Genomic DNA, 23,309 nt, shown 5'->3' with positions numbered 1-23,309 from the left:
AATGCACCTCAGATGTGGGGGGGACTGGCTCCCTCCCACAGGGGTTTGCCGTGTGCTGGATCGGCCTCAGGCCCTCAGCGACTGCGGCGGCACAAACGAGGCCAGTTCATCTTCCACCGCCTCGATGATGCGTTCGACATCGGCGGCATTCATCACCGTGGCACAGGGGATGCCGGCGATGGCGATTAACGTCTCGCCGCTGGCCCGATCGAACAGGCGCGCGACCATGCTGCCGGGCGCGTCCATGCTGCCCTCGAAGCCCATTGGATGAAAATGCCAGCGCATCAGCTGGCAAGCGTTGGGGAACGTCACTTTGCTCATGTTGCGCACCTTGTTCATTGAGCGCTTCCTTTAGCTCGCGGCAAGGGCCAGGACCGTCACTGGTCATGGCACGTGAGAGCTTAAAAGTAGCATCCGTTCACACCCACAATGTGAGTTTTTTCGATCCGTTCGGCGGTTCTTTTCCCATTGTTTGACGTGGGTCATGTCGTACTTGAATCTGGGCAAAAGGCCATTAGTCTGAAGTGGCGGCTGCCCATTGAAGGCTGTGTCGAAATTCGGCAATCTCCACGGTTTTCCCGCCACAGAGCCGTTCATGCCCGACAACGCCCCTGACGATGATTGCCAGCACACCCAAGCCACGAGGGCATTAGTGCTGCGTCACCACCTATGCTGGCGTCATCGGGACCTGGACGGGGTGATGTCCTACTATCACCCGCACATCCAGTACCACGATTTCTTCCAGAACCGTGTCGTCGATTACGCGCAGTTGCGTGAGTACCTGCAAGCCAGCATGCCACGCGGCCCGGATGAAGCCATTGAGCACATGGACCGTATTCGCGCCGATGGCGATACTGCGTTTATCCAGTACCGAATTACCTTGCGCGGCGGCCAGGGCCTGGTGTCGTTTCGTACCAGCGAGGCGATCACCGTGCGCGATGGGCTGATCTGGCGGGTCAATGAGTACGCTTCGCTGGTCCACGAACAGACGCCCCAAGCCACGCGCCCAACCGTCAGCCGCCTGGGCCTGTCACCTCAGCAACTGGGGCATATGGCCAATGACCTGCAGCAATACTTCCAGCAGCAGCAACCCTACCTGGACCCCGAGCTGGACCTGCAACGGGTCGCCAAGGAATGTGGCTATAGCCGCAATCAGATTTCCTACCTGTTGAACCAGGTGCTGGGGCAAAGCTTCTATCGCTATGTCAACCAGGCGCGGCTCCAGCATTTGCTCGTCGCGCTGGAACAGGCCGCGCCGCCGATCAAAGTGGACGACCTGGCGTTTGCCGCCGGCTTCAATTCGCTCTCGGCGTTCTACAGTGCTTTTCGCCAGCACACGGGCCAATCGCCGAAGGCCTACGTCAAACAAATTTCCCTGCGTGCACGCGCGCAAGACAGCCCCTGACACCGCGCTCTAGGATCCAGCCTATCGAAACGAGGTAGGGGAACCTGGCATGCCGGCATGGCGCAATATCAGTTTATGGATGGATCAACTGGACGACCCGCTGCAGGCGCGGCCGCCCCTGGTCCATGACCTGGACGTCAACGTTGCCATCATCGGCGCCGGTTACACCGGCCTGTGGACCGCCTATTACCTGAAGCGCCAGGCGCCCGAGCTGAAAATTGCGATCATCGAGGCGCAAACCGCCGGTTTCGGTGCGTCCGGGCGCAATGGCGGCTGGCTGATGGGCAACCTGTTGGGCGAAGACCGCCTGCTGGCGGGCCTGGCGCCGCAGCAACGCCGCGCCGCGTTTGACCTGTTGCATGGCATCCCCGATGAAGTGGCCCAGGTAGTGGCCCGCGAAGGCATCGAGTGTGACTACCGCAAGGGCGGTGCGCTGTATTGCGCGGCGCGTTACCCGGAGCAGGAAGGCAGCCTGCGCCGCTACCTGGAAAAGCTCTACGCCCAAGGCCTCACCGAAGCCGATTACCGTTGGCTGAACCCGCAACAGCTGGCCGAGCAGATACGCATCGCCAAGCCCTATGGCGGCATCTACGCCCCCCATGTCGCGACGATCAACCCGGCCAAGCTGGTACGTGGCCTTGCGCGCGTCGTTGAAAGCCTCGGGGTGACCCTCTATGAAAACAGCCCGGTGACCCATTGGCAGTCCGGCAGCCTGCGCACGGCCCAAGCCAGCGTGCGCGCCGGCTGGGTGGTGCCGGCCATCGAGGGCTATGCGCCGACGTTGCCACCCCTGGGGCGTTATCAGCTGCCGGTGCAAAGCCTGATCGTCGCGACCGAACCGTTGCCCGCCAGCACCTGGGATGAGATCGGCCTGAATCACGGCCAGGCCTTCGGCGAGAGCAGCCGGCAAGTTACCTACGGCCAGCGTTCGGCCGACAACCGCCTGGTGTTCGGCGCGCGCGGCGGTTATCAGTTTGCCGGCAAATTGCGCCACAACTTCGATTTGACCGACAGCGAAGTCGAGCTGCGTCGCTATCTGTTCGGTGAACTGTTCCCGCAGTTGAAGAACGTGCGGATTACCCATTCCTGGGGCGGCAACCTCGGCATGTCGCGACGTTTTCAGCCGCACATGCTGTGCGATCACAAGACCGGTATCGCGCTGTCCGGCGGTTATGGCGGGGAGGGCGTCGGCGCCACCAACCTGGGTGGTCGCACCCTGGCCGACTTGATCCTGGGCCGCGACACCCCGCTGACCCATCAACCCTGGGTGATCCGCGACCGCGGCCTGGAGGCGCTCAGGGCCTGGGAGCCCGAACCGTGCCGGTGGCTGGGCTACAACGCGATCATTCGTAGTTTTGTCCATGAAGACCAGGTATTGGCCAACCCCAATACCGCGCCCTGGCGCCGCAAGCTGGCGACCGGCGTGGCGGGCTTCATGGAAGGTTTCATGCACTGAGCCGTTTCACTCACACAGGTACACCCATGAGCATTACTCAATTCAAAGACGCGCTGAACACCCACCTGCCGGACTCGTCACCGGTCGCCGTACCCCTGGGGGAGCCCATCGCGGTGGCGTCGACCTTGAGCGTGGAACGCAGCGATGGCGTCGAAACCGGCATCTGGGCCTGCACCCCGGGCCGCTGGCGCCGCCAGATCAAATCCCAGGAGTTTTGTCACTTTATCCAGGGCCGCTGCACCTTCACCCCGGACGACGGTGAAGTCCTGCATATAGAAGCCGGCGATGCACTGATGTTGCCGGCCAACAGCACCGGAATCTGGGATATCCAGGAAACCGTGCGCAAGACCTACGTATTGATCCTGTAACGCTTTGATCCTTGATCGCCTGCCATAAAAACAGCCCTAAAACCGCCAGGAAATCGAACCATGAAAGCCATTGCCTTGTTGCCCTTGATGTTGGTAGCCTCTATCAGCCAGGCCGCCGAAACGGTGAAGATCTACAACTGGTCGAGCTACATCGCGCCGGACACCACGAAGAACTTCCAGAAACAAACCGGCATCGGTTTCAGCTACGACGTGTATGACAGCAACGAGACCCTCGATGGCAAGTTGATGACGGGTAATTCCGGCTACGACGTGGTGTTCCCGTCCAACCACTTCATGGCGCGGCAGATCCAGGGTGGCGCGTTGAAAAAGCTCGACAGGAGCCAGTTGCCGAACTGGAAGAACCTCAACCCGGTACTGCTCAAGGCCCTGGAAAACAACGACCCCGGCAACGCCCACGGTTTTCCGTACCTGTGGGGCAGCACTGGCATTGGCTACAACATCGACAAGGTCAAGGCCGTGCTCGGTGACAACGCGCCGGTGAACTCCTGGGACCTGATCTTCAAGCCCGAATACATGGAAAAACTCAGCAAGTGCGGAGTGGCAATCCTGGATAACGGCCCGGAACTGTTGCCGATCGCCCTCAATTACCTGGGGCTGGCGCCGCACAGCAAGAACCCTGAGGACTATAAGAAAGCCGAGGCGCTGTTGATGAAAGTGCGGCCCTATGTGGCGTATTTCCACTCTTCGAAGTACACCGGCGACCTGGCCAATGGCGACATCTGCGTCGCAGTGGGCTTCTCCGGCGACGTGCTGCAAGCCGAAAGCCGGGCCAAGGAAGCCAAGAATGGCGTGAATATCGGTTATCAGATTCCCAAGGAAGGCGCGGCGATCTGGTTCGACATGGTGGCCATGCCTGCCGATGCGCCCGATGAAAAAGCCGGCTACGCCTTCATGAATTACCTGTTGGAACCCCAGGTAATGGCGGACATCACCAACTCGGTGCACTACGCCAACGGCAACAGCGCAGCGGATAGCCTGGTAGACCCTGAGATCAAGGCGGACACCAAGATCTACCCGAGCGACGAAATGATGGGCAAGCTATTCGCGCTGGAGGCCATGCCACTGAATATCGACCGGATTCGCACGCGGGTGTGGAACACCATTCGCACGGGTCGCTGAAGAACTAATGTGGGAGGGGCGGTGCGGCGATTCGATTTGCCCCCGATGAGGGGGTGTCAGTTGATGCATTTGTGGCTGACCCACCGCCATCGGGGGCAAGCCCCCTCCCACAGTTTGATCTGCATCCATCAGGTAGGCCTCAGTTGGCTTTTGCCCTGGCTTTTGCGGTCCTGGAACCAACGGGAGTTGGGCGGGTGTACTCAGTTAAAAATGTGGGAGGGGGCTTGCCCCCGATGAGGGCGTGTCAGTTGATGCATGTGTGGCTGACCCACCGCTATCGGGGGCAAGCCCCCTCCCACAGTTTGATCTGCATTCATCAGGTAGGCCTCAGTTGGCTTTTACTTTGGCTTTTGCGGTCTTGGAGCCAACTGGAGTTGGGCTGGTGTACTCGATTAAAAATGTGGGAGGGGGCTTGCCCCCGATGAGGGCGTGTCAGTTGATGCATCTGCAACTGACCCACAGCTATCTGAGGCCCCCCCACATTTGGATTGAGTACAACCTCGGTCTCACGGGTTTTCCAGGTCATGCCCCAACGACTGGATAAACAACGAGAACAGCTCCGGCTGTGACGAGATGTCCAGCTTCGCGTACAAATGCCGACGGTGCACTTTCACCGTATCAGGCGAGATATTCAGGCGCTCGGCCATGGCCTTGGAGGAGAACCCACGCAGCACCAGGCGGGCGATTTCCAGTTCGCGGTCCGAGAGCACGCCGCAGCCGAACTGGCTCAATGCATCCCTGATCTGGCTGTCCATCGCCGGCGCACGCTGGGTGCTTTGTTGCCAATGCTGCTGCATCAATGGCAATACCCATGCCGCCAGGGTGGTCATCAGCCCGGTTTCGTCACCACTGAACCGCCGCTGCATGCCCAACGACAGCGACAACGTTCCCGCACCGGGCAGTTGCAGAATAAATTGCACCTCGTCTTCCAGCACGTTGTCGTGGAAGTAATTGAGGAAGTATTCACTCTGGCGAAAATGATCCGGCGCCACCTCTTCCAGGCGATACACCCCGCTGGCGTAGCCTTCGCGACAGGCCTGGAAGAACGGATCAATCAGGTACAGGCCATTGAGGTACACCAGCATCGACGCCGGCTTGCTGCTGGGCTGTGCGTCGTACTCCTCCAGCGCCTGGGGCGGGCCCTCCAGGGGGTAGAAAATCGCCAGGGCGTTATCGAAGGGCAGGCATTGGTGCAACAACAGCACCAGCTGTTTCCAGAAGCGCTCGGTGCCGATGTGTGCCAGCGTGCGCCCCAGCCCCGCATGCATGCCGATTTCCCTGAACAGGCTCATGAGTCAGGCTCCCGCCATCAAAAGATCGGCCAAGGGTTCGGCTTTTTACCGGGTGTCGTCAAGGGGAGTACGCCAATAGGGGAATTGGCTGACAAGCCCCCAGCCGATAACGTCGCCATCAGTCAACGGGGAACATATCCCGGACGATCATCATTTTTCGTTTCTGCCTCACACCAAAAACAACGACAGAGGATAACGATATGAGTACTTCTCCCGCGCCAGACGGCGTGCTCAAGCCCACCCTGAGCGTCTTCGATGTGGTTGCCATCACCGTTTCGGCGGTGACCCCGGCCAGTTCCGTATTTGTCATCGCACCGTTTGCCATCCAGCAGGCGGGCAGTGGTGTGTTCCTGGCGTTTGTGATGGCCGGTTTGCTCGCGCTGATGTTCGCCTTCTGTTACGCCGAACTGGGTCGGGCGCACAACAGTGCCGGCGGTGAGTACGTGTACGCCAAGCGCGTATTCGGTGGCATGGCCGGCTACGCGACGTTTCTGACGGTGCTGGTGATGTTGCTGTTTATTCCGCCGGTGCTGGCCACAGGCGCAGCGACTTACCTCAACAACGCCCTGGGCACGAAATTCGACGCGCAAACCGTCGCCCTGGTCATCGTGGTCGGCAGCTACGCCCTGGGCATCCTCAATATCAAGCTCAACGCCTGGATCACCGGCACCTGCCTGCTGTTGGAAGTGGCGGCCTTGCTGGTCATCGTGTTTATCGGCTTCGGCCACCCGGTGCAACCGGTCAGTGTGTTGTTCCAGCCGCAGATCGTCGAAAACGGTGTGTTGCATCTGGCGCCCTGGGCCCTGGTGATCGGTGCGGTGGGCATTGGCCTGTTCTCGTTCAATGGCTATGGCCCGGCGGTGTTGCTCGCCGAAGACATGAAATGCGGCGGCAAGGGCGTGCACAAGGCTGTGCTGTGGTCCCTCGGGCTGGTGGTGGTGATCGAGATTGTGCCGATCACCGCGCTGTTGATTGGCGCACCGTCCCTGAGCGCGATGATCAGCAGCCCTGACCCCATCGGCTACCTGCTCACCAGCCACGGCAATGAAACCCTGTCACGCCTGGTCAGTGCGGGGATCTTCCTGTCGGTGTTCAACGCCATTGTCGCCATCGTCATCCAGATCGGCCGCGTGGTCTTCAGCAGTGGCCGCGATGCGCTGTGGACGCCGCGCATCAACCAGTTGTTCACGCGCATCCATCCACGCTGGGACTCGCCGTGGTTGGCTACGCTGTTCCTGGCGATCCCCTCGGCGTTGTTGAGTTTCAGCTCCAACCTGGCGGACCTCACGTCGTTCAGCGTGCTGCTGATCATGCTGGTGTACCTGGTGGTGGCCTTGAGCGCGCTGATGAGCCGGGTGCGGCTGCGCGACCGCGAGCATCCCTATCGCATGCCTCTGTGGCCGCTGCCGGCGTTGCTCGCGGTGCTGGGCGCGGGGTACCTGCTGGTGACCTTGCTGGTGGCGTCTTCGGTTCGCGACATCATGATCATCATCGGTTTGCTGGCGGTGTCGGTGATCCTGTATTGCATCAGTGGCCGGCTGAGTCCGGCGTTTCAGAAATTGTAAGGAGTGGGTATGCGTGCACGTCAATTGGGCATTACGTTGGGGCTGGGCACGCCCGGCGAATTGAATGCCATCACCGATGTTCCCGGCGTTCGCGTCGGCCACAGTACGCTCAAGACCCGCATCGACGGCAAGCAGGTGCGCACCGGTGTCAGCGTGATCCAGCCGCGCGCCGGGGAGGCGCGGCAACAGCCGTGTTTTGCCGGTTACCACGTGCTAAACGGCAACGGTGACGCCACCGGCCTGGAATGGATCAACGAAGCCGGTCTGTTGACGACGCCGCTGGCGATCACCAACACCCACAGCATCGGCATCGTGCGCGATACGTTGATCGCCCTGGAGCGCGAACGCCTGGCGGACCCGGCGGTGTATTGGTGCATGCCGGTGGTGATGGAAACCTATGACGGCCTGCTCAACGATATCTGGGGCCAGCACATCAAGCCTGCGCATGTGCGCGAGGCGGTGAACAACGCCGAACCGGGCCCGGTACAGGAGGGCGCTGTGGGCGGCGGCACCGGGATGATCTGCCATGAGTTCAAGGGTGGCATCGGCACGGCGTCGCGCCGCTTGCCAGCGGAGCAGGGCGGCTGGACCGTCGGCGTGCTGGTGCAGGCTAACCACGGCAAGCGCCAGGAACTGCGGGTCGACGGCTACCCGGCAGGCCGCCATTTGATGGACATCCCGTCACCGTTTGCCGAGCGTGGCACGCCGGGCATGGGCTCGATTGTGGTGATCCTGGCCACCGATGCGCCGTTGTTGCCGCATCAATGCCAGCGCCTGGCACAGCGCGCCTCCATAGGCATCGCCCGTACCGGCGGGGGTACCGAGGACTCCAGCGGCGACCTGTTCCTGGCCTTCGCCACTGGCAACCAGGATTTGCCGCCCGCGGATTACGGGCGCAAGGGCCTGCCGTTCAGCACCGCGTTGCAGATGGTCAATAACGACCATATTTCACCGTTGTTCCTCGCGGCGGCGGAGGCAGTGGAGGAGGCGATCATCAACGCCATGCTGGCTGGCGAAGACATGATGACGGACGACGGTGTGCAAGTGCCGGGCTTGAACGGCGAAACACTGTTACAGGCATTGGGCAAAACCGGCTGGAGTGTGTCCCGGTAATAGGGGGCATGTACTTAATGATGTAAGTGTAATAACGGGCTAGATGAATAGTGCCAATGACACCGTGACAATACAGTGGATCCCTTAATGGGGTTTGCCGCTCTACTTGAGCGGCTTTACCCGTATTTAATATTTAAATAACAGCCCTGGTTATTTTGTCGGACAAAAGCAATCGGCCCCCAACAAACACGGCTTATGACTTCCCTAAGTTGCTCCTCTATGATTTTTCCACTGTGTAAATAGAGGTAGACGAAAGTTTTCAAATTGTGTCAGTTTCGATACGCCTTCAAAAGAGGCGAGTGATAGGACGATCTCGCCCGCGGGGTTCCTATCGATAAAAACTGATGCACTTGCAAACAAGGAAGTACGTTTATGTCAAAAGTAAAAGACAAGGCTATTGTGTCGGCGGCGCAAGCCAGCACCGCTTACTCGCAAATCGATAGCTTCAGCCATTTGTATGACCGTGGCGGCAACCTCACGATCAATGGCAAACCCTCCTATACCGTTGACCAGGCAGCCACCCAATTGCTGCGTGACGGCGCCGCGTACCGGGACGTTGACGGCAACGGCAAGATCGACCTGACCTACACCTTCCTGACCTCGGCCTCCTCGAGCACCCTGAACAAACACGGTATCTCGGGCTTCAGCCAGTTCAACGCCCAGCAGAAAGCCCAGGCCGCCCTGGCCATGCAATCCTGGTCGGACGTGGCCAACGTGACCTTCACCGAGAAGGCCAGCGGCGGTGACGCTCATATGACGTTCGGCAACTACAGCAGCGGCCAGGACGGCGCGGCAGCCTTTGCCTACCTGCCTGGCACCGGGGCGGGCTATGACGGCACGTCGTGGTACCTGACCAACAACAGCTACACGCCGAACAAGACCCCGGACCTGAACAACTACGGCCGGCAGACCCTGACCCACGAAATCGGCCACACCCTGGGCCTGGCGCACCCTGGCGACTACAACGCCGGGAACGGCAACCCGACCTACAACGACGCGACCTATGGACAGGACACGCGCGGCTACAGCCTCATGAGCTACTGGAGCGAAAGCAACACCAACCAGAACTTCAGTAAAGGCGGGGTTGAAGCCTATGCCTCCGGCCCGCTGATCGACGACATCGCCGCGATCCAGAAGCTCTACGGTGCCAACTACAACACCCGCGCCGGCGATACCACCTACGGGTTCAACTCCAACACCGGGCGTGACTTCCTCAGCGCCACCTCCAACGCCGACAAACTGGTGTTTTCGGTATGGGACGGTGGTGGCAACGACACCCTGGATTTCTCCGGTTTTACCCAGAACCAGAAGATCAACCTCAATGAAGCCTCGTTCTCCGATGTGGGCGGCCTGGTGGGTAACGTTTCGATCGCCAAGGGCGTGACCATCGAGAACGCCTTCGGTGGCGCGGGCAACGACCTGATCATCGGCAACAACGCCGCCAACGTGATCAAGGGCGGGGCCGGCAACGACCTCATCTACGGCGGCGGCGGTGCCGACCAACTGTGGGGCGGCGCCGGCAACGACACGTTTGTGTTCGGTGCCAGTTCCGATTCCAAGCCTGGGGCGGCGGACAAGATCTTTGACTTCACCTCGGGTTCGGACAAGATCGACCTGTCCGGCATCACCAAAGGCGCGGGCCTGACCTTCGTCAACGCGTTCACCGGGCATGCCGGCGATGCGGTATTGACCTATGCCTCGGGCACCAACCTGGGTACCTTGGCGGTGGACTTCTCCGGGCACGGCGTGGCGGACTTCCTCGTCACCACGGTCGGCCAGGCAGCGGTCAGCGATATCGTCGCGTGATACAAGGGCGCGGCGTTTCGGCGCCGCGCCTGTTGGATGGAGCGTGAAGATGCAGCGTTTTTTCAACTTGATCGCCTGCGTGTTGCAGGCGATGGTCATGTCGGCAGGAGCCCACGCAATGGCGAGCAGTCTTGTTTTACCCACGAGCGCCCAATTGGCCGGGCATTGGCAGTTGCACCAGCAGGACCAGGTGTGTGCCCTCGACCTGCTGGAACCGGCCAATGCCCTGGGCGGTGATGTGGCTTGTGTGACGCAATGGCTGGGTGACAAACCCCTGAGCTGGTCGCCGACGCCCGACGGTATCTGGCTGATGAATGCCGAAGGCACCGGGATCACCCATTTGAATCGCCAGAAGGAAGGCGAATACAAAGGCCGTACGCCATCCGGAACGGAAGTGGTATTGCAACGCGCCCCTTAGTTATGGGTTATAACGCGATCACTCGATGTTATTAGTTGACTGGCCCCGACCAGGGGCTCGGGCAACTTATGCGCGTAATTTGATTCAGGGAAGAACAAGAGATATGGCCAAACCCCAAGGCGTTGCGCCCTTATTCAAGGCGCTGGGTGAATACAAGAGCATTTTGATCAGCGTGGGTTGTTTTACCGCCTTGATTAACCTGCTGATGCTGGTGCCGTCCATTTATATGCTGCAAGTGTATGACCGCGTGTTGTCTTCCCAGAATGAAACGACCCTGGTGATGTTGACGCTGATGGTCGTGGGGTTCTTTGCGTTTATTGGCACACTGGAAGTCATCCGCAGTTTTATCGTGATCCGCATCGGCAGCCAGTTAGAACGACGTTTCAACTTGCGCGTTTATAAAGCCGCGTTCGAACGCAACCTGCAACGTGGCCAAGGGCATGCCGGGCAAGCCCTGGGCGACCTGACCCATATCCGCCAATTCATTACCGGGCCGGCGCTGTTCGCTTTTTTCGATGCGCCGTGGTTTCCCATCTACCTGTTTGTGATCTTCCTGTTCAACGTGTGGTTGGGCGTCTTGGCGACGGCCGGCGCAGTGTTGCTGATTGCATTAGCGTGTCTTAACGAATACCTGACCAAAAAGCCGCTGGGGGAGGCCAGTGGTTTCTCCCAGCAATCCACCCAACTGGCCACCAGCCATTTACACAACGCCGAGACCATCCAGGCCATGGGCATGCTCGGCGCCCTGCGCCAGCGCTGGTTTGCCGTGCACTCGCAGTTCCTCGGCTTGCAGAACCAGGCCAGTGACACCGGCTCGGTGGTCACCTCAGTGAGCAAATCCCTGCGCCTGTGCCTGCAATCCCTGGTGCTGGGCCTGGGTGCGCTGCTGGTGATCCGCGGGGATATGACCGCCGGGATGATGATCGCCGGTTCTATCCTGATGGGCCGCGTGCTCAGCCCCATCGACCAACTGATTGCGGTGTGGAAGCAATGGAGTTCGGCCAAGCTGGCCTATCAGCGCCTGGATGAATTGCTGCGCGAGTTCCCGCCTGAAGTCGAGCACATGGCGTTGCCCGCGCCCAAGGGCCAGCTGAGTTTTGAGCAGGTCAGTGCTGGGCCGCCAGGGCGACGCATCGCCACCTTGCATCAAGTCAGTTTCAACCTGGGCGCCGGTGACGTGCTGGGGGTGCTCGGCGCCTCGGGCTCTGGCAAGTCGACCCTGGCCCGCGTGCTGGTGGGCGTGTGGCCGACCCTGGCCGGTACGGTGCGCCTGGATGGCGCGGATATCCATCGCTGGGACCGCGGCGACCTGGGCCCGCATATCGGCTATTTGCCCCAGGACATTGAGCTATTCAGCGGCAGCATTGCCGACAACATCGCGCGCTTTCGCGATGCCGACCCCGAGCGTGTGGTGAAGGCTGCGCAACAAGCCGGTGTGCATGAATTGATCCTGCGCTTGCCCCACGGGTATGACACGGTCCTGGGCGACAACGGCGGCGGCCTGTCCGGTGGCCAGAAACAACGGGTGGCCCTGGCCCGTGCACTGTATGGCGAGCCGCGCCTGATTGTGCTCGATGAACCCAACTCCAACCTCGACACCGTCGGCGAAGCCGCCCTGGCCAGCGCCATTGTGCAGATGAAGGCCCAGGGCAGCAGTGTGATCCTGGTCACCCATCGGTCCTCGGCGCTGGCCCAGGCTGACAAGTTGCTGGTGCTTAACGAAGGGCGTTTGCAGGCATTCGGGCCAAGCCAGGAAGTACTGCGGGCGTTGTCCGGCCACAGGGAGCACCCGCCCCAAGGTAGGAGCGAGCTTGCTCGCGAAGGGCGTTAACGATGACGCGCCCTGATTGGATACACGCGGTGACGGTGAGTTTTTCGCGAGCAAGCTCGCTCCTACAGGTTTTGCGTCAAGCAGTAAGGATGTCAGCATGATTCATGAACAACGCGACGCCCGGTTCTTCGCGCGCATGGGCTGGCTGCTGAGCGTGGTCGGTGCCGGTGGCTTTTTCCTCTGGGCCAGCCTGGCGCCCCTGGACCAGGGCATCCCGGTGCAGGGCACGGTGGTGGTGTCGGGCAAACGCAAGGCGGTGCAAACCTTCAGCCCCGGCGTGGTCAGTCGGATTCTGGTGCAGGAAGGGCAGTGGGTGAAGCAAGGCCAGCCGCTGTTCCGTCTCGACCAGACCCAGCACCAGGCCGACGTGCAGTCCCTGCAAGCCCAGTACCGCATGGCCTGGGCCAGCGTCGCGCGGTGGCAGAGTGAACGCGACAATCAATCGGCCATCACCTTTCCCGCTGAGCTGAGCAACAGCCCCGACCCGGCATTGGCGCTGGTCCTGGAAGGCCAGCGCCAATTGTTCAGCAGCCGCCGCGAAGCCTTTGCCCGTGAACAGGCGGGCATTCGCGCGAATATCGAGGGTGCCAGCGCGCAACTGAACGGCATGCGCCGTGCGCGCAGCGACCTGACCGCCCAGGCCCAGTCCCTGCGCGACCAACTGAGCAACCTGCAACCCTTGGCCGACAACGGTTATATCCCGCGCAACCGCTTGATGGAGTACCAACGCCAGTTGTCCCAGGTGCAACAGGACCTGGCGCAGAACACCGGCGAAAGCGGCCGGGTGGAGCAGGGCATCCTTGAATCGCGCCTTAAGCTGCAGCAGCACAGCGAGGAATACCAGAAGGAAGTCCGCAGCCAACTGGCCGACGCACAGTTGCGCAGCCTGACCCTGGAGCAGCAACTCACCTCCGCCGGCTTCGATCTGCAACACAGCGAGATCAACGCACCGGCCGACGGCATCGCGGTCAACCTCAGCGTGCACACCGAGGGCGCCGTGGTGCGTGCCGGTGAAACCCTGCTGGAAATCGTGCCCCAGGGCACGCGCCTGGAAGTCGAAGGGCATTTGCCGGTGCACCTGGTGGACAAGGTCGGCACCCACTTGCCGGTCGATATCCTGTTCACCGCCTTCAACCAGAGCCGCACCCCACGTGTGCCGGGGGAAGTGAGCCTGATTTCCGCCGACCAGATGCTCGACGAAAAAACCGGCGCCCCGTATTACGTGCTGCGCACAGCCGTCAGCGAGGCGGCCCTGGAGAAACTCCACGGCCTGGTGATCAAGCCGGGCATGCCTGCCGAGATGTTCGTGCGCACCGGCGAACGCTCGTTGCTCAATTACCTGTTCAAGCCGTTGCTCGATCGCGCCGGCTCAGCGTTGACCGAGGAATGAGCATGAAACCAGTGTTCATCACCTTGCTGCTGGCCTGCGCCAATGCCCAGGCCGCCATGGGCCCGTTCGATGTGTATGAACAGGCGCTGCGTAACGATCCGGTGTTTCTCGGCGCCATCAAGGAGCGCGATGCCGGCCTGGAAAACCGCACCATCGGTCGCGCCGGCCTGCTGCCCAAGCTGTCGTACACCTACAACAAGGGCCGCAACAACTCCCAGGCCACCTTGCCCGATGGGCGTGGCGGCAATTATCACGATGACCGCAACTACAACAGTTATGGCTCCACGTTCAGCCTGCAACAGCCGTTGTTCGACTACGAGGCTTACGCCAACTACCGCAAGGGCGTGGCCCAAGCGTTGTTTGCCGATGAGAGTTTTCGCGACAAGAGCCAGGCGCTGCTGGTGCGGGTGCTGAGTTATTACACCCAGGCACTGTTTGCCCAGGACCAGATCGATATCGCCCGCGCCAAGAAAAAAGCCTTCGAGCAGCAGTTCCAGCAGAACCGGCACCTGTTCCAGCAAGGCGAAGGCACGCGGACCGATATCCTCGAAGCCGAATCGCGCTATGAACTGGCCACCGCTGAAGAAATCCAGGCGCTGGATGAGCAGGACGCCTCGTTGAGAGAGCTGGGCGCCTTGATCGGCGTACAGAGCGTCAATATCACCGATTTGGCGCCCCTGAACCCAAGCTTCGCCGCCTTCACGCTGACGCCGGCCAACTACGACAGCTGGCATGAACTGGCGGTGAGCAACAACCCCACACTCGCGTCCCAGCGCCAGGCCCTGGAAGTGGCGCGTTACGAAGTGGAGCGCAACCGCGCCGGGCATTTGCCGAAGGTCATGGCGTATGCCAGCTCGCGCCAGCAGGAGTCCGACAGCGGCAACACCTACAACCAGCGCTACGACACCAACACCATCGGCGTCGAAGTCAGCCTGCCGTTGTACGCCGGTGGCGGTACTTCGGCGTCCACCCGCCAGGCCAGCCGCGCCATGGAGCAGGCCGAGTACGAACTGGAAGGCAAGACCCGCGAAACCCTGATCGAGCTGCGTCGGCAGTTCAGTGCCTGCCTGTCCGGGGTCAGCAAACTGCGCGCTTACCAAAAGGCCCTGACCTCGGCGCAAGCGCTGGTGGTGTCGACCCGGCAAAGCATCCTCGGTGGCGAGCGGGTCAACCTCGATGCGTTGAACGCTGAGCAACAGCTCTACAGCACGCGGCGCGACTTGGCCCAGGCGCGTTATGACTACCTGATGGCCTGGACCAAATTGCATTACTACGCCGGCAACCTGCGCGACACCGACCTGGCCAAGGTGGATGAGGCGTTCGGGCCGGCACCGCAGTAATTGACTTTCTCGACAATTCCAACAACAGAGAGGCAAGACCATGGGCGTGTTTGACTATAAAAACCTCGGGGCCGAAGGCTCCAAAGCGTTGTTCGCCGATGCCATGGCGATCACGCTGTATACCTACCACAACCTGGATAACGGCTTTGCCGTGGGCTACCAGCACAACGGCCTGGGGCTCGGCTTGCCTGCCACGCTGGTCGGTGCTCTGCTGGGCAGTACGGATTCCCAGGGCGTGATTCCCGGCATTCCCTGGAACCCGGACACGGAAAAAGCCGCCCTGGACGCTGTGCAACAGGCCGGTTGGACGCCCATCAGCGCGAGCGCCCTGGGCTATACCGGCAAGGTCGACGCCCGAGGCACGTTCTTCGGCGAAAAGGCCGGCTACACCACGGCCCAGGTCGAGGTACTGGGCAAGTACGATGACGCCGGCAAGTTGCTGGAAATCGGTATCGGTTTTCGCGGTACTTCAGGCCCTCGGGAAACGTTGATCAGCGACTCCATAGGGGATCTGGTCAGCGATCTGCTCGCCGCTCTGGGCCCCAAGGATTACGCGAAGAACTATGCCGGCGAAGCCTTTGGCGGCCTGCTCAAGAACGTCGCCGACTATGCCAGCGCCCACGGCCTCAGTGGCCACGACGTGGTGGTCAGCGGCCATAGCCTGGGCGGCCTGGCGGTCAACAGCATGGCCGACTTGAGCAGCGGCAAATGGGCGGGTTTCTACCAGGACGCCAACTACGTGGCCTACGCCTCGCCGACCCAGAGCGCCGGCGACAAGGTGCTCAATATCGGTTATGAAAACGACCCGGTATTCCGTGCGCTGGACGGCTCCTCCTTCAATTGGTCGTCGTTGGGCGTGCATGACCAACCCCATGAATCGACCACCGACAATATCGTCAGCTTCAACGACCACTACGCCTCGACGCTATGGAATGTGCTGCCGTTTTCCATCACCAACCTGCCGACTTGGATCTCGCATTTGCCCACGGGGTATGGCGATGGGATGACGCGCATTGTGGAGTCAGGTTTCTATGCGCAGATGAGCCGCGACTCGACGATCATCGTCGCCAACCAGTCCGACCCGGCGCGGGCTAACACCTGGGTGCAGGACCTTAACCGCAATGCCGAGGCGCACAAGGGCAACACATTCATTATTGGCAGCGACGGCGATGACCTGATCCAGGGCGGCAAGGGCGCGGACTTTATCGAGGGCGGCAAGGGCAATGACACGATCCGCGACAGCAGCGGCCACAACACGTTTCTGTTCAACGGGCATTTCGGCCAGGACCGGGTTATCGGCTATCAAGCGACCGACAAGCTGGTGTTCACGGATGTGCAGGGCAGTGCGGATTATCGTGATCACGCCAAGGTGGTAGGCGCGGATACGGTGATCAGTTTTGGCGCGGATTCGGTGACGTTGGTGGGGGTGGTCGGGCTGTCGGGGGAGGGGATTGTTATCGCTTGAAACTGTGGGAGGGGGCTGTTGTGGCGAGCAGGTTTGTTGTGGCGAGCGGGCTTGCCCTAATGCCGTTCAGTTAAGGCTTTTTTTGTAGGAGCGAGCTTGCTCGCGAAGAACTTACAGGCGCCGCGTTCATTCAGGAAACACGCGTTATCGTTGACGTTTTTCGCGAGCAAGCTCGCTCCTACAGAAGGCGATGTACGCTTAACTGAACGGCATTAGGGCTTGCCCCGCGTTGGGCTGCGAAGCAGCCCCCAACAAAGTCGCCAAGTTCTTTGTTCTTTCTGAAAAACCGCGGTGCCTGGGGGTAGGGCCGCTTCGCGCCCCAACGCGGGGCAAGCCCGCTCGCCACAACAGGCCTGCTCACCACAACAAGCCTGCTCACCACAACAAGCCTGCTTGCCACAACAAACCTGCTCAGCACAGCAGGCCCACTCGCCACAGGGCGGCCAGTTTGCTGTGCGACAGCGCTAAGGACCTCCCACATTTGATCAGTGTTGGCGCTGGAAATCAGTCTTCCTTGCGCACCGTTGCCACATCGTCGGCCTTGACGCGGATGTGCTTGCCGGCAATATCGGTGAACTCATAAAACCCGTCGGCGGTCTTGGTTTTTGGAATGTCCTTGGTCAAATACTGCGTGCCATTTTGCAGCGTCACTACGGTTTGCGTCGCGCAACCGGCCAATACCAGAAAAGTGAGTGCAACCAGTGGCAGACTCAAATTCTTCATGTTCATAACCCTTACCTTAACCCTGAAAAAGTCCCGCGCCTGTGGCTGCGGGCAATAAATGGTACGCCATCAACTTCTCCATCTGATCACTTTTATGCAAAAAGTTGCGTGGGCCATTTATCTATTACCGATTGCAACAACGCGTTTGCGACGGCACTCTGTATGCATAACCAGTATTTGATCACTGCGCGCCATGGCCAATCCCCTCGACGATCCCCTGTATTACCTGCATAACTTCCGCCAAGTGCTGGATTGGCTGGGGCATCGCTACGCCGATTTACTCGATACGGATGAACAGCATTTCATTCAGCAATTTGACAGGTTGCCCCAGGCGTCCCAGGCGTTGTTGGTGCGCATGGTGATGCGCAAGGGTGTGCATTTTCGCGCGGGCAAGCTCACCTACCAGGAGATCGGCTGCCCCCATGCCGCTGTACGCCCCTTGCTGGAACTGGGTTGGGTCGACGACCAGTGCCCGCTGGCCTTCCACGAGTTGTTTGCGTTGCTGCAAAAAAGCGAAATGCTCGCGGTGTTCCAGGCGTGGATCGACCAGCCCAAAGGCAACAAGGCCGACTGGCTTGAACCCCTGGCGGCGCAATTCACCGAAAGCCGCAGCTTCGCCCACTGGTGCCCCGAGTTGGCCGACAGGCTGTACAGCCTGACCGTGATGGACCTGTGTGACCGCCTGCGTCTGATGTTCTTCGGCAACCTGCACCAGGACTGGTCGGAATTCGTGCTGGCGGACCTGGGCATCTACACCTATGAGAAGGTCGAGTTCTGCGCCGAGTCCCGTGGTTTGCGCACGCGCGACGATGTGCTCGGTTTTCTGTTCCTGCACCAGTGCCAACAGGCATTTGAAGCCGGCGAGGCGCTGGACACGCTACTGGCGCAGGTCGCCACGCTGCACACCGACAACCCTTGGCTGCAAAAGCGCCGGGCCAAATTGCTGTTCCAGGTCGGCCAGTATTGCGAACGCAATGCCGAGTTGGCCATGGCCGAGCAGATCTACCGCGCGTGCGCCTACCCCGGCGCACGCGCGCGACTGATCCGCGTGCTGGAGCGCCAGGAGGCTTATGCTCAAGCGCTGGCGCTGGCCTGCGCCGCCCAACAGGCGCCGGAAAGTGCCGCCGAACAGCAACACCTGTTGCGCGTCTTGCCGCGCCTGCAACGTAAGCTGGGGCAACCGCGCTTGCCCAAGGCCAAGCCGCGCGACGTCCCGCGCCTGGACCTGGCACTGGCCCCGCCGGAGCCCTTGATGTCGGTGGAGTACTGCGTCCAGGCGCACCTGAGCGAACCCGATGCACCCGTGCATTACGTCGAGAACGGCCTGATCAATTCACTGTTCGGCCTGTTGTGCTGGGACGCGATCTTCGCACCGTTGCCGGGGGCGTTTTTCCACCCGTTCCAGCGCGGACCGGCGGACCTGCACAGCGAGGATTTCCATTCACGGCGTGCGCCGCTGTTTGCGGCTGCCTTCGCGCAATTGCAGGATGAGCGCTACAAGGCAACCATTCGCCAGCGCTACGTGGACAAGTGGGGGATCCAGTCGCCGTTCGTGTTCTGGAACCTGCTCAGCGAGGCATTGCTCGAACAGGCCCTGGCCTGCTTACCCGCTGAACACCTGCGGCACTGGTTCGAGCGGCTGCTGCTGGATATCCGCGCCAACCGTGCGGGGATGCCGGACCTGATCCAGTTCTGGCCCGCCGAAAAAACCTACCGCATGATCGAAGTCAAAGGCCCCGGCGACCGCTTGCAAGACAACCAGCTGCGTTGGCTGGAGTTCTGTGGCCAATACCAGATGCCAGTCACGGTTTGCTACGTGCGCTGGGCGGAGCCAACCCCTTGAGCTACAGCGTGGCCGTGCGGGCGCTGTGTGAGTTCACCGCCAAGGTCGGCGACCTGGACCTGCGTTTCACCCCCTCGCCCAGCGCCCAGGAAGGCATTGCCGGGCACCGCACCGTTGCCGCGCGGCGCAGTGCGCACTACCAGAGCGAAGTGGCGCTGGAGGGCGAATACCAGCAGCTCAAGGTGCGGGGCAGGGCGGACGGCTACGACCCGGACAACAACCGCCTGGAAGAGGTGAAGACCTATCGCGGCGACCTCGACGCCCAGCCTGCCAACCATCGGCAACTGCATTGGGCCCAGGCCAAAGTCTACGGCTGGTTGATGTGCCAGAAGCTCGGGTTGACGCAGATCGACCTGGCGCTGGTGTATTTCGACATCGTCGGCGAGGGTGAGACCCTGCTCAATCAACGCTTCCAGGCGGCGGACCTGGAAGCGTTCTTCAACCAGCAATGCGCGCGGTTCCTGGAGTGGGCCCATCAGGAAATGCAGCACCGCGAAGCGCGCAACCACGCCGCACAAACCCTGGGGTTCCCCCATGCCGAGTTCCGCCCCGGCCAGCGAATCCTCGCGGAGTCGGTGTACAAGGCCGTCAGCACTGGCCGCTGCCTGATGGCCCAGGCGCCCACCGGTATCGGCAAGACCGTGGGCACGATCTTCCCGCTGCTCAAGGCCCTGGCGCCGCAGCAGTTGGACAAGGTGTTCTTCCTCACCGCCAAGACCCCCGGCCGCAAACTTGCCCTGGATGCGGCCAAGCTGCTGCACGCCAGCAGCGATTTGCCCCTGCGCGTCCTTGAACTGGTCGCGCGGGACAAAGCCTGCGAACACCTGGACAAAGCCTGCCACGGCGATTCGTGCCCGCTGGCCAAGGGGTTTTACGATCGCCTGCCCGCCGCCCGTGAGGCGGCATCAAGCGTGCGTCTGCTGGACCAGCGCAACCTGCGCGAAGTCGCCCTGGCCCACCATGTGTGTCCGTATTACCTGAGCCAGGAAATGGCGCGCTGGGCCGACCTGGTCGTGGCCGACTACAACTACTATTTCGACTTCGGCGCCATGCTGTTCGGCCTCGCCCAGCTCAACCAATGGCGCGCGGCGGTGCTGGTGGATGAAGCCCACAACCTGGTGGAACGCGCCCGCTCGATGTACAGCGCAAGCCTCAGCCAGTTCAGTCTCCAGGCCCTGCGCGACAGCGCCCCAGAGCCACTGAAGAAACCCTTGCAGCGCCTCAACCGCGAGTGGAATGCGTTGCACAAGGAACAGGTCGCACCGTACCAGGCCTATGCGACCCGGCCCGACAAACTGCTCCAGGCCCTGAGCCTGTGCATCAGCGCCATGGGCGACTACTTCAATGACCACCCCGAATCCCTGGCGGGCGAGCTGCAAGCCTTCTACTTCGAAGCGCTGCAATTTGCCAAAGTGGCGGAGCTGTTCAACGAGCACTTTATCTTCGACATCAGCAAGCATTCGCTCGGCGGCAAACGCAGCCGCTCGACCTTGTGCCTGCGCAATGTGGTGCCCGCCGAATTCATTCGGCCGCGCTTGACGGCGGCACGCAGCAGCGTGCTGTTTTCCGCCACGCTCAGCCCACGCCACTACTACGCCGACCTGCTGGGCTTGCCGGCAGACACGGCGTGGGTCGATGTGGAATCACCGTTCAAGGCCGAGCAGTTGCGGGTGCGCATTGTCGATGAAATCTCCACTCGGTTCGTGCATCGCCAAGCCTCGCTGGAACCCATCGTCGATTTGATCGCGAGCCAGTTCGCGCAACAACCGGGGAACTACCTGGCGTTTTTTTCAAGCTTTGATTACCTGCAACAAGTGGCTCAGTTGCTGGCGCTGCGGCACCCGGCGATTGCCCTGTGGCTGCAAGCGCGAGGCATGGCCGAAGCTGAACGCCAGGCCTTTCTCGACCAGTTCACCCAACACAGCCAAGGCATCGGGTTTGCGGTGCTGGGGGGAGCGTTTGGCGAAGGCATCGACTTGCCCGGCAGCCGTTTGATCGGCGCCTTTATTGCCACCTTGGGGCTGCCGCAGCTGAACCCGGTCAACGAGCAGATGAAGCTCAGGATGGGCGCGATTTTCGGTGCGGGTTACGACTACACCTACCTGTACCCCGGCATTCAAAAAGTCGTGCAGGCGGCGGGCAGGGTGATCCGCAGCGAACACGACCGGGGCGTGGTGATGCTGATCGATGATCGGTTTGGCCAACCCCAGGTGCGCCAGTTATTGCCGCGCTGGTGGGCGTTCGTATAGGACGGCGGTCTCTACCCCGCTCAGAGGATAGAGACGCGCGCCCGCATAACTGACCGACGCGTCCGGGACAGGATCCTTGCCCCAGAGCCAGGGGAATGTACCGTCAGTTGAACCGCCGACCGCACCGATTGACCGTCATTCAACTGATGGTCAACACCCGCCGAAGGGATTCGTTCAGGTTCACCGCGCGTGCGCGGGTGAACCCCGTCGCCAATATCACGTAATAAAACTCAGGACGGTAGCCTTTGAATTGCTGCAACTGCTCGCGGTAAATCAGGCGTTTGACGGGGGCGCCCGCAGGCCAGGAGAGCCCGACCTCCTTTGTTTCGATATGCAGGATCACGTCGTTCAATGACCGCACATAACGCAAGATCACGGCAATCTGGTCGGTCGCCTGGCGCCACGCATAATAGGGGATGGACACAATCACATGCGCCGGGTCATCCGCGATGTGATCGTTGGGGTAGCCCTCTACGGAGGGCGCTTCCAGCCGGGCAATGTACCCGCGGACTTCGGCGGTGTTTTTCTTGGAGTAGACCTCGAAAGGGGGGACGGACTTCCTCAAGACAAAACTGACTTCTATGTGGCCCTCGGCGGCGGCGCGCACGTCAACGTAATCGATGAAGGTCGAATGCACTCGTCCGGGCCTGGTGATAGGGACAAACTTGTGGATGACCTTCACCCCACCTTTGGGAGGATAGATACGAATCATGACATCGTATATTTCATCTTTCAGGCCGACAGTGTCCCGGGTGTGCATTTGCAGCTCCACCGGTTTTTCATCCACCAGTTCCAAATCGATATAGCCAACTGGGCCAGCGTCTGAAAAAACCGGACCATCAGGTGCATTCGCGTCCAGGTCGACCGACACGCGAATGGTGGCTGACCCTGGTGTAGAAATGTTGCCCACCAGGTCAATGACCTCAAGCCACACAGCCATATTGGGACTGTCGCCGGCGTCGACAAGGTGCTGGTAGGTCACATCGATCACGGTCGGCTGGAGGGGGCCAGCCGCTGTCTGGCTGATGATGACGTTCCCCCAGTGGAGAATGACGGTGTCCTTCGGGTGGTGATTAGGGTAGGGCTGAAGAGTGACCACCACCCCTTTCGTGGCGTTCCCTGGCACGATCACTTTCTCGGACAGACTGACCTTCAGCTCTGAGTGCCCCGGTTCGACTTGATTGTTGTCATCGCCGGCCGGGAGGTCGGTCTTGACCAATGTCAGCAGCGGATAGGACATATCGTAGTCGGCGCCACCCTTATAGTGAACGAGGTAGACTAGGGCATATCGACCGTCCGGCAGGTCTTTTTGCTGGGCGGCAAAGAAGTAACTGTTACGGGTTTCCTCGCCGGGCTCCAGGATCTTTGTACCCAGGATCACCACATTCGTTTCGCCGATCAGATAGCCCACGGTGATGATATCCCCGGGACTCGCGATCCAATTGCGTTGCACCTCGAGGGTCAGGCCGGACTCAAACAACCATGCTGCGATGCCTGCGTCCTCGCCATCGACGTGATCGACCATGCCGGGGACGTTGAGTCGATCCAGACGCTTCGGGTTGTCCTTTTTTTCCAGCGTCAGGGTGTCGTTTTCAGTCGCACTTGGCGCTTCTTCGAGTGCGGCTGCAGGCTGAGTCTTCTTGGTGGGCATGATTGATCTCCTGATAGGCATCAGTGCACGTGATCGCACGTCAAACGGTGCGTTTGCCGTCATCAGATACCGGAATAAATGCGCGCGCTACTGTCAGAGTTGACAGGTAGCGACCAATGGTCCTGTCAGCGTCATGGCGGTTTGCGATGAATCGATCAGCGATCATTGACCGCCCGTCGCCACCTGTTAACTCTGACAGTAGGCAAGCCATCGCAGGGGGCGTTTGATGGAGGCAAACCACTCCCGCCCGCTTG

General features: G+C 60.8%; 18 protein-coding genes. 14 read left to right on the top strand and 4 right to left on the bottom strand.

Annotated elements, in window-relative coordinates:
- Positions 1-66 precede the first annotated feature (66 nt).
- Positions 67-339: a DUF1652 domain-containing protein gene (locus AB7933_RS18080; protein ID WP_024075593.1), complete on the bottom strand. Its 273-nt coding sequence runs from the start codon at positions 337-339 to the stop codon at positions 67-69.
- Between the two features lie 256 nt (positions 340-595).
- On the opposite strand from AB7933_RS18080, the gene AB7933_RS18075 reads away from it, so the two are divergent.
- From AB7933_RS18075 to AB7933_RS18060, 4 genes are read left to right on the top strand one after another with little or no spacing between them, the layout of a single operon-like run.
- Positions 596-1,405, top strand: coding sequence for a helix-turn-helix transcriptional regulator (locus tag AB7933_RS18075; protein WP_024075592.1), 810 nt, complete (start codon positions 596-598; stop codon positions 1,403-1,405).
- 49 nt (positions 1,406-1,454) lie between these two features.
- Positions 1,455-2,861: an NAD(P)/FAD-dependent oxidoreductase gene (locus AB7933_RS18070; RefSeq protein ID WP_024075591.1), complete on the top strand. Its 1,407-nt coding sequence runs from the start codon at positions 1,455-1,457 to the stop codon at positions 2,859-2,861.
- A 26-nt stretch (positions 2,862-2,887) separates the two neighbouring features.
- On the top strand, positions 2,888-3,229 hold the full coding sequence (locus tag AB7933_RS18065; RefSeq protein ID WP_024075590.1) for a cupin domain-containing protein: 342 nt from the start codon (positions 2,888-2,890) through the stop codon (positions 3,227-3,229).
- A gap of 60 nt (positions 3,230-3,289) precedes the next feature.
- Entirely contained in the window at positions 3,290-4,369 is a 1,080-nt protein-coding gene (locus AB7933_RS18060; protein ID WP_024075589.1) for a polyamine ABC transporter substrate-binding protein, read from the top strand.
- A 506-nt stretch (positions 4,370-4,875) separates the two neighbouring features.
- Here the strand turns inward: AB7933_RS18060 and AB7933_RS18055 are convergent.
- Positions 4,876-5,661: a helix-turn-helix transcriptional regulator gene (locus tag AB7933_RS18055; protein ID WP_024075588.1), complete on the bottom strand. Its 786-nt coding sequence runs from the start codon at positions 5,659-5,661 to the stop codon at positions 4,876-4,878.
- 200 nt (positions 5,662-5,861) lie between these two features.
- On the opposite strand from AB7933_RS18055, the gene AB7933_RS18050 reads away from it, so the two are divergent.
- The 8 genes from AB7933_RS18050 (at position 5,862) to AB7933_RS18015 (ending at position 16,589) form a co-directional block, all read left to right on the top strand.
- Positions 5,862-7,226: an APC family permease gene (locus tag AB7933_RS18050; RefSeq protein WP_024075587.1), complete on the top strand. Its 1,365-nt coding sequence runs from the start codon at positions 5,862-5,864 to the stop codon at positions 7,224-7,226.
- 9 nt (positions 7,227-7,235) lie between these two features.
- Positions 7,236-8,339: a P1 family peptidase gene (locus AB7933_RS18045; protein WP_024075586.1), complete on the top strand. Its 1,104-nt coding sequence runs from the start codon at positions 7,236-7,238 to the stop codon at positions 8,337-8,339.
- Positions 8,340-8,711: 372 nt separating this feature from the next.
- Entirely contained in the window at positions 8,712-10,145 is a 1,434-nt protein-coding gene (locus AB7933_RS18040) for a serralysin family metalloprotease (protein WP_024075585.1), read from the top strand.
- A 49-nt stretch (positions 10,146-10,194) separates the two neighbouring features.
- Positions 10,195-10,563, top strand: coding sequence for a protease inhibitor Inh/omp19 family protein (locus AB7933_RS18035; RefSeq protein WP_024075584.1), 369 nt, complete (start codon positions 10,195-10,197; stop codon positions 10,561-10,563).
- A 103-nt stretch (positions 10,564-10,666) separates the two neighbouring features.
- The gene (locus AB7933_RS18030) at positions 10,667-12,394 is read left to right on the top strand and encodes a type I secretion system permease/ATPase (RefSeq protein WP_024075583.1); all 1,728 of its coding nucleotides are present in this window, start codon (positions 10,667-10,669) and stop codon (positions 12,392-12,394) included.
- 97 nt (positions 12,395-12,491) lie between these two features.
- On the top strand, positions 12,492-13,784 hold the full coding sequence (locus AB7933_RS18025) for an HlyD family type I secretion periplasmic adaptor subunit (protein WP_024075582.1): 1,293 nt from the start codon (positions 12,492-12,494) through the stop codon (positions 13,782-13,784).
- A gap of 2 nt (positions 13,785-13,786) precedes the next feature.
- Entirely contained in the window at positions 13,787-15,124 is a 1,338-nt protein-coding gene (locus tag AB7933_RS18020) for a TolC family outer membrane protein (RefSeq protein ID WP_024075581.1), read from the top strand.
- Between the two features lie 40 nt (positions 15,125-15,164).
- Positions 15,165-16,589, top strand: coding sequence for a lipase (locus tag AB7933_RS18015; protein WP_024075580.1), 1,425 nt, complete (start codon positions 15,165-15,167; stop codon positions 16,587-16,589).
- Positions 16,590-17,093: 504 nt separating this feature from the next.
- Here AB7933_RS18015 and AB7933_RS18010 read toward each other — a convergent pair.
- Complete coding sequence (locus tag AB7933_RS18010; RefSeq protein WP_024075578.1) at positions 17,094-17,318, bottom strand: YgdI/YgdR family lipoprotein; 225 nt, start codon at positions 17,316-17,318, stop codon at positions 17,094-17,096.
- 187 nt (positions 17,319-17,505) lie between these two features.
- Between AB7933_RS18010 and AB7933_RS18005 the strand changes: the two genes are divergently transcribed.
- Both AB7933_RS18005 and AB7933_RS18000 read left to right on the top strand, forming a co-directional pair.
- Positions 17,506-19,155 (top strand): VRR-NUC domain-containing protein, encoded by a 1,650-nt coding sequence (locus AB7933_RS18005; protein ID WP_024075577.1) that lies wholly within the window; start codon positions 17,506-17,508, stop codon positions 19,153-19,155.
- Positions 19,152-21,404 (top strand): ATP-dependent DNA helicase, encoded by a 2,253-nt coding sequence (locus tag AB7933_RS18000; protein ID WP_024075576.1) that lies wholly within the window; start codon positions 19,152-19,154, stop codon positions 21,402-21,404. The genes AB7933_RS18005 and AB7933_RS18000 overlap by 4 nt, the downstream gene beginning before the upstream one ends.
- 139 nt (positions 21,405-21,543) lie before the next feature.
- Here the strand turns inward: AB7933_RS18000 and AB7933_RS17995 are convergent, their stop codons facing one another.
- On the bottom strand, positions 21,544-23,055 hold the full coding sequence (locus AB7933_RS17995; protein WP_024075575.1) for a hypothetical protein: 1,512 nt from the start codon (positions 23,053-23,055) through the stop codon (positions 21,544-21,546).
- Positions 23,056-23,309 lie beyond the last annotated feature (254 nt).

It is taken from the genome of Pseudomonas gorinensis (assembly GCF_042015035.1).
Lineage (GTDB): Bacteria > Pseudomonadota > Gammaproteobacteria > Pseudomonadales > Pseudomonadaceae > Aquipseudomonas > Aquipseudomonas gorinensis.
The sequence above is the reverse complement of the archived record's forward strand: the minus strand, read 5'-3'. Positions and strand labels throughout refer to the sequence as shown.

Excerpts from the sequence above, each read along its gene's own strand:
- AB7933_RS17995 (WP_024075575.1), bottom strand. The coding sequence starts at position 23,055 with ATGCCCACCAAGAAGACTCAGCCTGCAGCCGCACTCGAAGAAGCGCCA.
- AB7933_RS18040 (WP_024075585.1), top strand. The coding sequence starts at position 8,712 with ATGTCAAAAGTAAAAGACAAGGCTATTGTGTCGGCGGCGCAAGCCAGC.
- AB7933_RS18020 (WP_024075581.1), top strand. The coding sequence starts at position 13,787 with ATGAAACCAGTGTTCATCACCTTGCTGCTGGCCTGCGCCAATGCCCAG.
- AB7933_RS18030 (WP_024075583.1), top strand. The coding sequence starts at position 10,667 with ATGGCCAAACCCCAAGGCGTTGCGCCCTTATTCAAGGCGCTGGGTGAA.
- AB7933_RS18075 (WP_024075592.1), top strand. The coding sequence starts at position 596 with ATGCCCGACAACGCCCCTGACGATGATTGCCAGCACACCCAAGCCACG.
- AB7933_RS18065 (WP_024075590.1), top strand. The coding sequence starts at position 2,888 with ATGAGCATTACTCAATTCAAAGACGCGCTGAACACCCACCTGCCGGAC.
- AB7933_RS18035 (WP_024075584.1), top strand. The coding sequence starts at position 10,195 with ATGCAGCGTTTTTTCAACTTGATCGCCTGCGTGTTGCAGGCGATGGTC.
- AB7933_RS18005 (WP_024075577.1), top strand. The coding sequence starts at position 17,506 with ATGGCCAATCCCCTCGACGATCCCCTGTATTACCTGCATAACTTCCGC.
- AB7933_RS18015 (WP_024075580.1), top strand. The coding sequence starts at position 15,165 with ATGGGCGTGTTTGACTATAAAAACCTCGGGGCCGAAGGCTCCAAAGCG.
- AB7933_RS18080 (WP_024075593.1), bottom strand. The coding sequence starts at position 339 with ATGAACAAGGTGCGCAACATGAGCAAAGTGACGTTCCCCAACGCTTGC.
- AB7933_RS18070 (WP_024075591.1), top strand. The coding sequence starts at position 1,455 with ATGCCGGCATGGCGCAATATCAGTTTATGGATGGATCAACTGGACGAC.
- AB7933_RS18060 (WP_024075589.1), top strand. The coding sequence starts at position 3,290 with ATGAAAGCCATTGCCTTGTTGCCCTTGATGTTGGTAGCCTCTATCAGC.
- AB7933_RS18025 (WP_024075582.1), top strand. The coding sequence starts at position 12,492 with ATGATTCATGAACAACGCGACGCCCGGTTCTTCGCGCGCATGGGCTGG.
- AB7933_RS18010 (WP_024075578.1), bottom strand. The coding sequence starts at position 17,318 with ATGAACATGAAGAATTTGAGTCTGCCACTGGTTGCACTCACTTTTCTG.
- AB7933_RS18050 (WP_024075587.1), top strand. The coding sequence starts at position 5,862 with ATGAGTACTTCTCCCGCGCCAGACGGCGTGCTCAAGCCCACCCTGAGC.
- AB7933_RS18045 (WP_024075586.1), top strand. The coding sequence starts at position 7,236 with ATGCGTGCACGTCAATTGGGCATTACGTTGGGGCTGGGCACGCCCGGC.
- AB7933_RS18055 (WP_024075588.1), bottom strand. The coding sequence starts at position 5,661 with ATGAGCCTGTTCAGGGAAATCGGCATGCATGCGGGGCTGGGGCGCACG.